The organism is Streptomyces sp. NPDC059788 (assembly GCF_042732265.1).
Taxonomy (GTDB): Bacteria; Actinomycetota; Actinomycetes; order Streptomycetales; family Streptomycetaceae; genus Streptomyces.
Map to the genome: position 1 here is coordinate 1 of NZ_JBHWHY010000025.1, position 13090 is coordinate 13090.

Annotated in this window: 11 protein-coding genes; 3 read left to right on the forward strand and 8 right to left on the reverse strand. The window is 74.2% G+C overall.

Annotation, left to right across the window (positions count from 1 at the left end; all coding sequences use genetic code 11):
* Positions 1 to 185 precede the first annotated feature (185 nt).
* Positions 186 to 1361: a hypothetical protein gene (locus ACFV57_RS22225; RefSeq protein WP_385234893.1), complete on the reverse strand. Its 1176-nt coding sequence runs from the start codon at positions 1359 to 1361 to the stop codon at positions 186 to 188.
* 495 nt (positions 1362 to 1856) lie between these two features.
* Here ACFV57_RS22225 and sepH point away from each other — a divergent pair, with 495 nt between their 5' ends.
* Positions 1857 to 2921, forward strand: coding sequence for a septation protein SepH (sepH, locus tag ACFV57_RS22230; protein ID WP_385234896.1), 1065 nt, complete (start codon positions 1857 to 1859; stop codon positions 2919 to 2921).
* A 91-nt stretch (positions 2922 to 3012) separates the two neighbouring features.
* Here the strand turns inward: sepH and ACFV57_RS22235 are convergent, their stop codons facing one another.
* Positions 3013 to 3849, reverse strand: coding sequence for a sulfurtransferase (locus ACFV57_RS22235; RefSeq protein ID WP_385234899.1), 837 nt, complete (start codon positions 3847 to 3849; stop codon positions 3013 to 3015).
* 273 nt (positions 3850 to 4122) lie between these two features.
* On the opposite strand from ACFV57_RS22235, the gene ACFV57_RS22240 reads away from it, so the two are divergent.
* Positions 4123 to 4896 carry a VOC family protein gene (locus ACFV57_RS22240; protein ID WP_385234902.1) on the forward strand — a complete coding sequence of 258 codons (774 nt, stop codon included), beginning with the start codon at positions 4123 to 4125 and terminating at the stop codon, positions 4894 to 4896.
* A gap of 95 nt (positions 4897 to 4991) precedes the next feature.
* Here ACFV57_RS22240 and ACFV57_RS22245 read toward each other — a convergent pair whose 3' ends face one another.
* From ACFV57_RS22245 to ACFV57_RS22260, 4 genes are all read right to left on the reverse strand, one after another.
* On the reverse strand, positions 4992 to 5645 hold the full coding sequence (locus ACFV57_RS22245; RefSeq protein ID WP_385234905.1) for a thymidine kinase: 654 nt from the start codon (positions 5643 to 5645) through the stop codon (positions 4992 to 4994).
* Between the two features lie 122 nt (positions 5646 to 5767).
* Positions 5768 to 6976, reverse strand: a complete 1209-nt coding sequence (locus ACFV57_RS22250; RefSeq protein WP_385234908.1) for an alkaline phosphatase family protein — start codon at positions 6974 to 6976, stop codon at positions 5768 to 5770.
* Complete coding sequence (locus ACFV57_RS22255; protein WP_003981824.1) at positions 6976 to 7563, reverse strand: DUF5998 family protein; 588 nt, start codon at positions 7561 to 7563, stop codon at positions 6976 to 6978. The genes ACFV57_RS22250 and ACFV57_RS22255 overlap by 1 nt, the downstream gene beginning before the upstream one ends.
* Positions 7564 to 7599: 36 nt before the next feature.
* Positions 7600 to 10482: a GNAT family N-acetyltransferase gene (locus ACFV57_RS22260; RefSeq protein WP_385234912.1), complete on the reverse strand. Its 2883-nt coding sequence runs from the start codon at positions 10480 to 10482 to the stop codon at positions 7600 to 7602.
* A gap of 311 nt (positions 10483 to 10793) precedes the next feature.
* Between ACFV57_RS22260 and ACFV57_RS22265 the strand changes: the two genes are divergently transcribed.
* Positions 10794 to 11075 (forward strand): HPr family phosphocarrier protein, encoded by a 282-nt coding sequence (locus tag ACFV57_RS22265; RefSeq protein ID WP_030021209.1) that lies wholly within the window; start codon positions 10794 to 10796, stop codon positions 11073 to 11075.
* A gap of 291 nt (positions 11076 to 11366) precedes the next feature.
* Here ACFV57_RS22265 and ACFV57_RS22270 read toward each other — a convergent pair whose 3' ends face one another.
* Together ACFV57_RS22270 and ACFV57_RS22275 are read right to left on the reverse strand one after the other, a co-directional pair.
* Positions 11367 to 12059 (reverse strand): GntR family transcriptional regulator, encoded by a 693-nt coding sequence (locus ACFV57_RS22270; protein WP_385234916.1) that lies wholly within the window; start codon positions 12057 to 12059, stop codon positions 11367 to 11369.
* A 223-nt stretch (positions 12060 to 12282) separates the two neighbouring features.
* A complete protein-coding gene (locus tag ACFV57_RS22275) occupies positions 12283 to 13080 on the reverse strand; it encodes a M23 family metallopeptidase (RefSeq protein WP_385234919.1) in 798 nt (265 codons plus the stop codon).
* Positions 13081 to 13090 lie beyond the last annotated feature (10 nt).

A 13090-nucleotide genomic window follows, 5' to 3' on the forward strand; every position in this document is an offset into this window, starting at 1 on the left:
ACCCGGCGGGGTGCCGGGTCCGGGCCGGTTCGGTCGCCGCCCGCGCGGGCGGCGGGACCGGGTTCTTCCGGGGGAAAGAGGATTCGGTCCTCGTGGATCGGGGAAATTCCGCGCCGGTTAAGGGGATTAGGTCCCCGCGCGGGACGGCATTACGTCCCGCGCGGGTGCGGATTTCCGTCCCGCGTTCACGGGGATTTCGGGTCCTGCGCCTGCTGTCCGCCGGGCTCCTGCTTGTTCCGGTCGCCGGAATCGCCCTTGGAGTCGTCCCCGCCCTTGCCGGTGTCGCCGTTGCTGCCGCCGCCGGACTTGGACGGCTGCGGGCTGGGCGGCGGCGTGGGCTTGCCGCTGCGGCTCGCGTCCGGGCTGGGCGGCGGCGTGGAGGGGTTGCCCGTACCGCCGGTGGAGCCGTCGTGGCCGGTGCCGGCGGAGCCGCTGGGGTCGGGCGTCGGCGTGCCGCCGGTGTCGCCCGTGGAGCCGTTGCCGTGCGAGGTCCCGGGCGACGGCGAGTCCGTGACCGGCGGGTTCCGGTCCCCGGACTGGTGTCCGCCGCCCCGGAAGACGTTGCCCACCGAGGTGCCGTTGCCGCCTGCCGCGTCGTGCCCGGTGAGCAGTTCGACGCAGGTCACGGCGCCCATCGACAGCACGAAGATCGCCAGTGCGGCCAGCGCCGGCCGCTTCCAGCCGCGCAGCCGGGTGCCGTACGTGGCGGTGCTGATCTCGTCGGCCTGCCGCGGCACCGCGGTGGCCCCGGCCGCCGGGTGGTCGGGGCGCGCCTGCCCCAGCGCCATGGTCCGGTCGTCGAGGCGCGGCACCATCTGCGTCTTGTCGGTGGGGCCGGCATCCGTCCCGGAGGCCCGCGCCGCGTCTGCCCGCGGCAGCATCCGCGTACGGTCCGCGTCACCGGCCTGCGGCAGCAGCTGCGTGCGGTCGGCGTCCCCCGCCTGCGGCAGCATCTGCGTACGGTCGGTGTCGCCGGTACGGCCCCGGTCCTCGGCCGCGACGGACGTGATCTCGTCCTCCGCGCCCTCCCGGTTGAAAGTGGGCAGCACCATGCCGCTGCCGGTCCCGGTGCCCGGGGGTCTGCGGGACACCGAGGAGCGGCGCGGCTTCGGCCGGGTGCCGACGGTCGCGGCCTCCTTGAGCTGCTCGCCGGTGCGCCGGAAGAGGTGCTGGAAGACCGAGCCACCGGTCGTGGCCACGACACTCACCACACCCGCGCCGATGATGGTCCCGTACACGCCGAGCTTCCCGGCGAGAAACGCGGCGACCGCGGCCGCCAGGGCACTGCCCGCGACCTGAGGAACGCTCAGGTCGAGCCGTTTCTCCTTGTTTTTCGTGTCGGTATCGCTTTTGTTGTCCATCTCCAGCCTTTGATCGCCCCTTCGATCCATCTTGCACGGACAAGTGACCTATGGGCGAAGCCGGTAGTTCCGATTCTGCGGATTCTGTGAACCTCGCCACCCGTCACGCGGTGTAGAGAGATCGACAAGGCGACCAACTCCCTTGGCGCAGGTGAACTTGGGCGGCGCGGCGGTCCACCTCAGTGGCCCGAATGGAGTACTGTGGCGAGCCCTGGCCCCGGAATCCCGTCCGGCTGCCCGGATACACGGGAAGGGGCCGGAAGGTGGCACTCACCCCCGGGTGCCGCCACGGGCACGGGTGACTGGGAGCAGGAACAGGACATGGTCACTGAGCGTTGCGAACAGGTAACCGTGTCATAACGGCGTTTCTGGGCCAAGCCTCGACACGCCGGGTAACTCGGCAATGTTGTGGCAGGCTGCACCCGGGCAGGCCACACTCGACTAGCGGAAGCAGCGACGCACGTGACGTCGGCAGGCACCACCCGGGAGGTCCCCATGCCCGAACTGCGTGTCGTGGCCGTCTCCAACGACGGCACACGGCTGGTGCTCAAAGCTGCGGACAGCACCGAGTACACGCTTCCGATCGACGAACGGCTGCGCGCCGCGGTCCGCAACGACCGCGCGCGTCTCGGCCAGATCGAGATCGAGGTCGAGAGCCACCTGCGCCCGCGGGACATCCAGGCGCGTATAAGAGCCGGTGCCTCCGCCGAGGAAGTCGCCCAGCTCGCCGGCATCCCGGTCGACCGGGTGCGCCGCTTCGAGGGCCCGGTGCTCGCCGAGCGCGCCTTCATGGCCGAGCGGGCCCGTAAGACGCCCGTGCGCCGCCCCGGGGAGAACACCGGACCGCAGCTCGGCGAGGCCGTCGCGGAGCGTCTGCTGCTGCGCGGCGCCGACAAGGACTCCGTGCAGTGGGACTCCTGGCGGCGCGACGACGGCACCTGGGAAGTCCTGCTGGTCTACCGCGTCGCGGCCGAGCCGCACTCGGCGAGCTGGACCTACGACCCGCCTCGGCGGCTCGTCCAGGCCGTCGACGACGAGGCGCGGGCGCTGATCGGCGAGACCGACGACACCCCGGAGCCCAGCTTCCCGTTCGTGCCGCGCATCGCGCGGCTGCCGCGCGACCGGCCGCTGGATCGCGCCCTGGACCGCCAGACGTCCCAGGACCGCGACCGCGACCGTTCAGGCGGCGAGGACGAGGAGCAGGCGCGCGCCGAGGACGGTTCCGGCGAGCGCGAGCGCGACTCGCTCACCAGCCTTCTGGAGGCGGTGCCCAGCTTCCGGGGCGACATGATCGTCCCGGAGCCGGTGCAGGCGCCCCCGCAGGAGGAGTCCGCCGAGGACGAGGAGCTGGAGGAGCCGGCCGCTCCGGCGGCCAGCGCGGGCGCGGGCTCGGCCTACGCCGACGTGCTCATGCCACGGGCGGTGGCCGGCCACCGGGACCGCCTCACCGGGACGACCGACCGGCAGGCCGAGGCCGACGGCGTACGGCCGGGGCGGCGCGCCGCCGTACCGAGCTGGGACGAGATCGTCTTCGGGACGCGGCGCAAGAAGCCGGAGTAGCGACGGCGGGCGCGGCCGGGCGGCACGGACGCCGACCGGCCGCCGTCTGAGCCCGCCCGGTGGCGGACGGGCTCACGGGACTCCCCGGGTGTCAGCCCGCCTGCGCGCCGGTGGCCACCGGACGCGCCGGATCGGCCGACCACTCGCTCCAGGAGCCCACGTACAGCGCCGCCGGCACGCCCGCGATCGCGAGGGCCAGCACCTCCTGCGCGGCGGAGACGCCCGAACCGCAGTAGACCCCGACCTCGGCGTCCGCGGTGGCCCCGAGGGCGGTGAAGCGCTCGGCGAGCCGCGCGGGCGGCAGGAATGTGCCGTCGTCGGCGAGGTTCTCCGTCGTGGGCGCGGACAGCGCGCCCGGGATGTGCCCGGCGACAGGGTCGATGGGCTCCACCTCGCCGCGGTAGCGCTCTTCGGCCCGCGCGTCCAGCAGCACGCCGCGCCGGGCCAGGGCCGCCGCCTCGTCCGCCGTCAGCAGCGGCAGCGCGCCGGGGGCCGCGGTGAAGTCGCCGGCCTTCGGGGACGGCGCGTCGGTGCCCAGCTCGCCGCCGGACGCGGTCCAGGCGGCCAGGCCGCCGTCCAGGACGCGTACCGAGGGGTGCCCGCTGTAGCGCAGCAGCCACCAGGCGCGGGCCGCCGACCATCCCTGGCCGCCGTCGTACACGACCACGGGCCGGTCGGACGAGACCCCGGCCCGGCGCATGGTCGCGGCGAACGCGTCGAGGTCCGGGAGCGGATGGCGGCCGGCCGGGCCCGCGGGAGCCGCGAGCTCGCCGTCCATGTCCACGTAGACGGCGCCGGGCACATGTCCGGCCTCGTACTCGGGGCGGCCGGGCGGGCCGCCGAGCCGGTAGCGGACGTCGAGGAGGACCGGCGGGGTCCCGGAGGCCAGTTCGTCCGCCAGCTCGGCGGCGGTGACGGTGACATTCATGGGGCCATCCTCGCGCAGGCCGGGCCCGCGATGAAGGCGCGTCCGGGGCCGCGACGGGCCCCTTCGCACGGTTTCCGGCACGCGTCCCCGAACCGCAACATCACCGAAACGGATGCGAAACATCAAATCGGGCATTCTCCCACGGGAACGCGCCGAAGACGGCGCGGCCGGGGCGCGCAGCGGATGAGGGGGTGCGAGCATCTGCACGGGACGGCGCACTCGCGCCCGGTCCCCGCACGGCCACCACCCCGATGGTCCGAGGAGAGAGTGACGATGACGACCGAGGCAACGACTCGGCGGACGCCCGGCGCGCCTTGCTGGGTGAGTCTCATGGTGCACGACCTGGCCGCGACCGAGCAGTTCTACGGTGCGCTGTTCGGCTGGGAGTTCAAACCGGGACCGCAGCACTTCGGTCCGTACGTCCGGGCGTATCTCCACGGGCGGGAGGTGGCCGGGATCGGGGAACTGGCGCCCGAACGTCAGCTTCGCGTGGCCTGGACCACGTACCTGGCGAGTGACGACGCGGACGCGGCGGCGGAGCAGATCCGCTGCTGCGGCGGCACGGTCGCCGTCGGCCCGCTGGACGCGGACGACGAGGCGGGGCGGATGGCGATCGCCTCGGACCCGCAGGGCGCGGTCTTCGGGCTGTGGCAGGGCAAGGAGATGGTGGGCGCGGCGCTGGTCGGCGTGCCGGGCGCCCCGGTGTGGAACGAGCTGGTGACCCGGGAGACGGAGGTCGCCGCCTTCTACGAGGCGGTGTTCGGCTACGAGACCCAGCCGGAGGCCACGGTTCCCGATTACCTGACGCTGCATCTGAAGGGGCGGGCCGTGGCGGGCGTGCACGGCGTCGGCGACACGCTGCCCCGTGAGCTGGGACCGCACTGGGTGACGTACTTCGCCGTATCGGACACCGACGCCGCGGTACGGCGGGTGGTGGAACTGGGCGGCCAGGAGGTGCAGGCGGCGTGGGACTCCGCGTACGGGCGGGTGGCGACGGTCGCCGACCCTGAAGGGGCGGTGTTCGCCCTGCTCCAGCAGCCGGGCTGAGCGGCCGGCGAGGGCGCGCCGCGCGGTGACCGGGGCACGGTGCCCGGCGCGCCCTGCGGTCCCGGTCTTCCGGCGGCCGGTGCGCGCCGGCCGCGCTACTTGGCGGCGTCGACCGGCAGGACGTCCGGGGAGAGCGCGGCCGCGTGCGCGGCGGCGGAGGTCTGGCGGCGCCGGTGGTGGCGACGGCAGAGCACCTCGTAACCGACCTCGGCGGGGGCGCTCTGCACGTCGCCGATGACGACCTGGGCGCCCTCGACGACCATCTGGCCGTCGAGGGTGCGGGCGTTGTGCGTGGCGCGCGCGCCGCACCAGCACAGGGCCTCGACCTGGAGGACCTCTATGCGGTCGGCCAGTTCGACCAGGCGCTGCGAGCCGGGGAAGAGCTTGCTGCGGAAGTCGGTGCTGATGCCGAAGGCGAAGACGTCCAGCTCCAGGTCGTCGACGACGCGCGCGAGCTGGTCGATCTGGTCCGGGGCGAGGAACTGCGCCTCGTCGGCGATGACGTAGTCGACCCGGCCGCCGGAGCTGAGGGCGGCGACGACGTGGGCGTAGAAGTCCATCTCGTCCGTCGCCTCGACGGCCTCGGTGACCAGGCCCAGGCGGGAGGAGAGCTTGCCGCGGCCCGCCCGGTCGTCGCGCGTGTAGATCATTCCTTGCAGGCCGCGGGCCGAGCGGTTGTGCTCGATCTGCAGAGCGAGGGTGCTCTTTCCGCAGTCCATCGTTCCGGAGAAGAACACCAGCTCGGGCATGGGAGAACGCGGGCCTTTCGGGCTCGTATCGAGTGGGGGCGGGCGGGAGCGCGTCGTGCGGGGGGCGGGCAGGGCGTGTGGGGCCGGGCTCGGGGCGGGCCCGGAGTGGGCGTTCGGGTGGCTCAGGTACGGACTTCCAGGAGCGGGACGAGCTGTTCGGCCGGGGTCATCGAGCCGTGCATACCGACCATCGCGGATTCACGCGGCTCCGTCTCGCTCGCCACGATCACCATGTCGGCGTGCGCGGCGGCGACGACGTCGCCGATCCGGGCCCGCACCCGGTCGTCCACCCGGGGGCCGAACCACCCGGCGGCGATGGCCTCGTCACGGCCTGCCACCCACATGTGTTCCCCGACCACCTCGCGCCATACCGCGAGCACGTCACCGGCCGCGCCGGGGTGGGCGTAGAGGTGCCTCGCGCGTCCCTCGCCGCCCAGCAGCCGCACACCGGCACGCAGTTCCCAGTCCTCGTCGAAGTCGATACGGGACTCCGGGCCGAACGGGATGTCGATCATGCCGTGGTCGGCGGTGACGTACAGGGCGCTGCGCGGCGGCAGTTGCTCGGCCAACCGCTGGGCCAGGCGGTCGACGTACATCAGCTGGCCGCGCCAGGCGTCGGAGTCGACGCCGTAGCGGTGACCGGCGCCGTCCACCTCGGCGTAGTAGGTGTAGACCAGCGAGCGGTCGCCGGCGGCGAGCTGCTCGGCCGCCAGGTCCATGCGCTCCTCGCCCGCGAGGCGGCCGTGGAAGGTGCCGCCGCTGAGCGCGACCTCGGTGAGCGGGGTGCGCTCGAAGTTCGGCGAGGAGACCTGGCAGGTGTGGATGCCCGCGGCGTGCGCCTGCTGGAAGACGGTGGGGTGCGGCTGCCAGGCGTACGGGTCGGTCCACGGGTACCAGCGCAGCTGGTTCATCAGCTCGCCGGTGTCCGGGTTCAGGCAGGTGTAGCCGGCCAGGCCGTGGGCGCCCGGCGGCAGACCGGTGCCCACCGAGGCGAGCGAGGCGGCCGTGGTCGCCGGGAATCCGGCGGTGATCGGGCGGCCGGTGCGGTTGAACGAGCTGTCCAGAAGGGACGTCAGAAACGGTGCCTCGTCCGGATGGTCGCGCAGCAGCTGCCAGCCGAGCCCGTCGATGAGGAAGACGCAGACGCGGTCGGCGGGCGCCAGGTCCATGCCCGGCGCGCCCGGCTGTCCGGCGCCGGGCAGGGTCAGGCCCTGGCCGGCGGTGATGGTGGGCAGCAGGTCGGCGAGCGAGCCGGTGCCGTACGCGGGCACCGGCGCGCCGGCCAGGTCGAGAGGTTCCGGTTCCGGCCAGGCGGGGACGGCGTGCGCCATCAGCGGGTGGTGGCCGCGGTGGCCTCGGACAGCGCCTGGGCGAAGGCGAGGGTCTGCCGGACGGTGTCCGGGCCGTCGCCGGCCTCGCTGACGCGCAGCGACAGGTCGTCGGCCGTCGAGGAGCCGGTGTAGCCGTGGTCGGCCTCGCAGTTGGGGTCGCCGCAGGTGGCGGGCTCCAGGTCCAGCCGGGCGACGGCGCCCCAGCCGATGGTCAGGACGACCTCGCGGGGCAGCCGGCCCGGCGTGTACGACTCGGGGTTGGCCACCACCCGGCTGAGCACCACGGAGGAGATCCGGCCCAGCTTGACGGACTCGGTGGAGGTCGTCGCGTACGGCGAGGGGGAGGTGTCGTCGGCGGACTGCTCGTCGGTGTGGCTGACGATGAAGCGGGTGCCCGTCAGCACCAGGACCGTGACGTGGCGGCGGACCTCGTTGGCGTCGAAGGTCGTCTCCTGGTGGACCAAGTACGACACCACCGGCTCGCCGCCGACCGCGGCCTGCACCGCCTCGGCCACCAGGGCCGGGTAATAGCCGCTGCGCTCGATCGCCGCGCGCAGCCCTTGGGTCGTCGTACCGGTCTTAGCCATGCGGCCCATCTTACGGGGCGTACCGGCCGGGGGGTCTCAGTAGGCGGGCAGTCGGCGGGGGCCCAGGTCGGTGGTGGCCGGCGGGCGGGCCAGGCGGACCGTGGCGTCCAGGACGGCGAGGCCGTGCGGGGCGACGACGACCGGCTCCAGGTCGACGCCGACGACCTCGGGGTGGTCGTCGACCAGCCGGGAGACCCGCAGCAGCAGATCCTCCAGGGCGGCGGTGTCCACCGGCTGGCTGCCGCGCCAGCCGAACAGCAGCGGGGCCGCGCGGATGGACCGTATCTGTTCGGCGACGTCGCGGTCGGTGGCCGGTACGAGGCGGTGCGCCGTGTCGCCGAGGAGCTGTGAGGGGGCGCCGGCCAGGCCGAAGGACAGGACGGCGCCGGCGGCCGGGTCGATGGCGGCGCGGATGACCGTGTCGACGCCGCGCGGCACCATCGGCTGGACGACCGGGCGCAGCTCCTCCGGTTTGCCGAGGAAGTCGGTCAGCTCGGCGTAGGCGCGGCGCAGCTCGGCCTCGCCGGTCAGGTCGAGGCGGACGCCGCCGAGGTCGGGGCGGTGCCGCAGGTGTGGTGCGGTGGTCTTCAGGGCGACCGGGTAGCCCAGGCGGGCGGCGGCGCGTACGGCGGTGTCCGGGTCGGGGGCCGGGTGGGCGGGGCGGACGGGGATGCCGTAGCGGGCCAGGAGGGCGTGGGCGTCCTCGGGTGGCAGCGGGACGGAGCGGGTGATGTCGGCGTGCCGGGCCAGCTCGTCGAGCAGCCGGTCGATGTCGGCTCCGGCGGCGGCCTCCTCGATGTCCTCGTACTCGGGCACCCGGCCGGGGTCGGCGGCGTCCCGGCGCCATTTCGCGTACCGGACCGCCTGGGCGAGCGAGCGGACGGCGCGCTCGGCGGCCGGGTAGGCCGGTATCAGAGGGACGGGCGGTGACCCGGGGCTCCCGGTGCCGCCGGGTGTGCCGGAGGGCGTCAGCGGGGCCGCTGTGGCGTCGGCGGGGGCGGCCGGGCTCGCAGGAGCGGGGGTGGCGGCGGGCGGCGGCGGGGCCGCCAGCGCGTCGGCGAGGGCGTCCATGGCCAGGTGCACGACGGTGACCGGTTTGGCGGGCGCGGCGGCCGAGGCCGCTTCGCGCAGCGCCGCGGCGAGGTCGGCGCCCTCGCCCGGGGAGGCCACGCCCTCCTCCCCCACCCAGGGGATGGCCGTGACGACGACGGCGTCGCAGAGTCCGTTGGCCAGGGCGGCGGCCAGGGCCGTACAGAAGTCCTCCGGTGTGGCCGCGGCGGCGAGGACGTGCGGACGCAGCGGGCGCAGCCCCTCGGTCAGGCAGGCGTCGTACGTCAGCAGGGCGAGGGCCTCGGAATTGCCGAGGATGGCGACGCGCGGACCGTCCGGCAGCGGCTGGGAGGCGAGCAGCAGCCCGGCGTCGATCAGCTCGGTGACCGTGTCGACCCGGATCACGCCGGCCTGGCGCATCAGGGCGGAGACCGTGCTGTCGGGGATGCGGACCGTGGGGACGGTGTGGCCGAGCGGCGCGGTGCCGGTGTGGCGGGCGCCCTTGGCGACGACGACGGGCTTGCCGGCGGCCGTACGGCGGGCCAGCCGCATGAACTTGCGCGGGTCGCCGATGGACTCCAGGTACAGGATCGCGACGTCGGTGGCGGGGTCGTCGTACCAGTACTGGAGCAGGTCGTTGCCGGAGAGGTCGGCGCGGTTGCCGGCCGACAGGAAGGTGGAGATACCGGCGATCGAGCCGTCGCCGGGGCCGCGCCGGTGCAGGCCGCTGAGCAGGGCGATGCCGATCGCGCCGGACTGGGTGAACAGGCCGATGCGGCCGGCGCCGGGCAGCTGCGGGGCCAGCGAGGCGTTCAGCCGGACGTCGGGCGCGGTGTTGATCAGGCCGAACGCGTTCGGCCCGATGAGGCGCATTCCGTACGAGCGGGCCTGGCGCAGCACGGCGCGCTGCCGCTCGCGGCCCTCGGGGCCGGACTCGGCGTATCCGGAGGAGAGGATCACCAGGCCGCGCACGCCGTGCTCGCCGCAGTCCCGGACCACGTCGGGGACCTGGGCGGCCGGGACGGCGATGACGGCGAGGTCCACCGGCTCGGGGATCTCCGGCACCGAGCGGTGGCCGGGCACGCCCTCGGGGTCGAGGTGGGCGCCGCCCCCGGGGAAGGCGTGGTTGACCGCGTACACCCGGCCTCCGTAGCCGGAGTCGAGGAGGTTGCGCAGCACGGAGCGGCCGACGCCGCCGGGGGTGCGGCCGGTGCCGATGACGGCGACCGAACCGGGCGCCAGCAGGCGCTGCACGGAACGGGCCTCGGCGCGCTGCTCGCGGCCGCGCATGACGGCCATGGACTGCTCGGTGGGCTCCAGGTCGAACTCCAGGCGCACCACGCCGTCTTCGAAGGTGCGCTGCTGGGTGTATCCGGCGTCGGTGAAGACTTTGATCATCTTGGTGTTGGCGGGCAGCACCTCGGCGGCGAACCGGCGGATGCCGCGCTCGCGGGCGACCGCGGCGATGTGCTCCAGGAGCGCGGAGGCCACACCGCGGCCCTGATGGGCGTCCTGGACGAGGAAGGCGACCTCGGCCTGGTCGGCGCCGGGCTCCTTGGCGGGGCGGCCGCGGTCGTCGATGCGGTCGTAGCGGACCGTGGCGATGAACTCGCCGCCCACGGTGGCCGCCAGGCCGACCCGGTCGACGTAGTCGTGGTGGGTGAAGCGGTGCACGTCGCGGTCGGACAGGCGTGGGTAGGGCGCGAAGAAGCGGTAGTACTTCGACTCGTCCGAGACCTGTTCGTAGAAGGAGACCAGGCGCTGGGCGTCGTCGGGGGCGATGGGGCGGATGCGCGCGGTGCCGCCGTCGCGCAGCACGACATCGGCTTCCCAGTGGGCCGGGTAGACGCTGTCCGACGGGCTCTGCATGGGGGACAGCGTACGACCCGCCACCGACAACCGGCTCGGTGTGCGTGGCCGTACGGGCCGGGGCAGGCTGGGACGTGATCGCCGGGTCCCGGATGGCGGACGGTCCGGCCGCGCGGCCGTGACCTGCGGGTAGCGTGCCGACGGCCGGCTCGGGGCGCCGTCGCGCGGGGCCGTCGCGCGGGGCCGTCGCGCGGGGCCGTCGCGCGGGGCCGTCGCCGAGGCCGTCGCCGAGGCCGTCGCGGCCTGCCGGAGCACTCCCGGCACCATGAGACACTGGTCTAGACAACCGTTACGACTTGAAGGGCAACACCATGGCTGAGCGCCGCGTCAATGTCGGTTGGGCCGAGGGTCTGCACGCCCGCCCCGCCTCGATCTTCGTCCGTGCGGCCACCGCCGCCGGGGTGCCCGTGACGATCGCCAAGGCCGACGGCAACCCGGTCAACGCGGCCTCCATGCTGGCCGTGCTGGGCCTGGGCGCCCAGGGCGGCGAGGAGATCGTGCTGGCCTCCGACGCCGAGGGCGCCGACGCCGCGCTCGACCGCCTCGCGAAGCTGGTCGCCGAGGGCCTTGAGGAGCTCCCGGAGACCGTCTGAACCGCCGCGCGGGTCAGTGTGCTCGCGGCTCCGCCGCGGTGACCGGGATTCCGGCGCCGGGCGGGGCCGCATTTTTGTGCCCGCCGGCAGAATGGGCGGACCTGCCGGAAAGCAGGAACTTCGCCGGCGCGGCCGGACAATTCAGCGCGGCCGGACAATTCACAGCGCTCCGCCGCCGCATTCCCGCGCCGCTCCCCGCATTCTCGGCACGCGCGACGCTTCCCGCCGCTCCCCCGCCGCTTTCCATCGCATTTCACTGAATCCGCCCACCGCTTGTATACGGCGCCCCCGTTAATTCTGGTCGTGCGCCGTGTTTACGGTCTGTTTCGAATCCCTCACCGCCGGGCCGGGGACCACCGGGCGCAGCCGGTACGCCGGGCGCGAGCGCTCGATGTGCGCCGCCATCAGGGCGCGGGCCCGCTCGGCGTCCCCGCGGCTCACCGCGTCCAGCACCGCCCCGTGCTCCTCCCACGACCGCTCGTCGCGGGCCGGCAGTTCGACCGCGTACATCCAGTCGATCTTGCGCCGCAGCTGGGTGAGCAGGGCCGCCAGGCTGGCGCTGCCGGACGCCTGGGCGAGCGTCTCGTGGAACCACCCGTCGAGTTGGCGCAGTTCGGACCGCTGGCCGTGCCGGGCCCGCTCCCGGCCCAGCCGTACGACGCCGCGCAGCACCTTCAGGTGCCCCGCGGTGCGCCGGGTGGCGGCGCGCGCGGCGCCCAGCGGCTCCAGCAGCCCCCGGATGTCCAAAAGGTCGGCCGCCTCGCGCTCGGTGGGCTCGGCCACGCAGGCACCCGCGTGGTGCCGGATGGTGACGAAGCCCTCGGACTGCAGCGTGCGCAGCGCCTCGCGCACGGGGACCCGGGAGACCCCGTAACGGCGGGCCAGCAGCTCCTCGATCAGCCGGCTGCCCGGCGCGAGCGCGCCGGATACGATGTCGTCGCGGATCGCCGTGCACACCACGTGCGCGGAAATGTGGCCTCGCATCGTCCGTGCCTCCGCCGTAATCCCCTGGAAACATCCGGAAATGCCACCGGGCGGCGGCATTCGACGTGACTCTATTCGACGGGCACGGAATTTCCGACGGCCGTGGCGTATTCGTGGATATTTTTGGCCAGGCGTGCGCGGGGCGGCGACGCGGAGCGGCCCCCGGATGCGCAGACGCCCCGGCCGTAAGGGCCGGGGCGTCGTACGGGGGACGGGGTGTGCGTCAGACGTTCACGCCGTGCGAGCGCAGGTACGCGACCGGGTCGATGTCCGAGCCGTACTCGGCGGAGGTACGGGCCTCGAAGTGCAGGTGCGGGCCGGTGGTGTTGCCGGTGCTGCCCGACAGGGCGATCTGCTGGCCCGGGGTGACGGTCTGGCCGACCGAGACGCTGATGGACGACAGGTGGCCGTACTGGGTGTAGGTGCCGTCGTTCATCTTGATCACGACGTTGTTCCCGTACGCGCCGCCCCAGCCGGTCTCGACGACGGTGCCGGAGCCCACGGCGTGGACGGTGGTCCCGGAGGCGGCGTGGAAGTCGACGCCGGTGTGGCTGCCGGAGGACCACAGGCCGCTGGAGGCCTTGTAGCTGGTGGAGACGTAGGAGCCGTCGACGGGCGCGACGTAGGTCAGCAGGCGCTTGCGCTCGGCCTCGCGCGCGGCGCGCTCCTTGGCCTCCCGCTCCTTCTTCGCCTCCGCCTCGGCCTGGCGCCTGGACTCCTCGGCCTGCTGACGCGCCTCGGCCTCGGCCTTGGCCTGCGCGGCGGCGGCCTCGGCGGCCTCCTGCTGCGCGTCGGCCTGCGCCTCGATCTGCTCGGCGAGCTCGTCGCCGAGGACGACGGCGTGGTGGAGGCCGGTGTCGTGGTTGCCCGCGTCGTCCGCGTTGCCGGCCGCCAGGGCCGGGGAGGCGACGGAGGCGATGACGCCGGACGCGGCGAGCGTGGCTATGCCGGCGAGGTTACGGGTCGTCCGCGCGCTGCGGCTCGGACCACGGTGCTTCCCGGTGGCACGGGTGAACGCCATGGGCTGGCTG

Bases quoted from the DNA above. Each gene is read 5' to 3' on its own strand.
- ACFV57_RS22225 (WP_385234893.1), bottom strand. From the start codon at position 1,361: ATGGACAACAAAAGCGATACCGACACGAAAAACAAGGAGAAACGGCTC.
- sepH (WP_385234896.1), top strand. From the start codon at position 1,857: ATGCCCGAACTGCGTGTCGTGGCCGTCTCCAACGACGGCACACGGCTG.
- ACFV57_RS22235 (WP_385234899.1), bottom strand. From the start codon at position 3,849: ATGAATGTCACCGTCACCGCCGCCGAGCTGGCGGACGAACTGGCCTCC.
- ACFV57_RS22240 (WP_385234902.1), top strand. From the start codon at position 4,123: ATGACGACCGAGGCAACGACTCGGCGGACGCCCGGCGCGCCTTGCTGG.
- ACFV57_RS22245 (WP_385234905.1), bottom strand. From the start codon at position 5,645: ATGCCCGAGCTGGTGTTCTTCTCCGGAACGATGGACTGCGGAAAGAGC.
- ACFV57_RS22250 (WP_385234908.1), bottom strand. From the start codon at position 6,976: ATGGCGCACGCCGTCCCCGCCTGGCCGGAACCGGAACCTCTCGACCTG.
- ACFV57_RS22255 (WP_003981824.1), bottom strand. From the start codon at position 7,563: ATGGCTAAGACCGGTACGACGACCCAAGGGCTGCGCGCGGCGATCGAG.
- ACFV57_RS22260 (WP_385234912.1), bottom strand. From the start codon at position 10,482: ATGCAGAGCCCGTCGGACAGCGTCTACCCGGCCCACTGGGAAGCCGAT.
- ACFV57_RS22265 (WP_030021209.1), top strand. From the start codon at position 10,794: ATGGCTGAGCGCCGCGTCAATGTCGGTTGGGCCGAGGGTCTGCACGCC.
- ACFV57_RS22270 (WP_385234916.1), bottom strand. From the start codon at position 12,059: ATGCGAGGCCACATTTCCGCGCACGTGGTGTGCACGGCGATCCGCGAC.
- ACFV57_RS22275 (WP_385234919.1), bottom strand. From the start codon at position 13,080: ATGGCGTTCACCCGTGCCACCGGGAAGCACCGTGGTCCGAGCCGCAGC.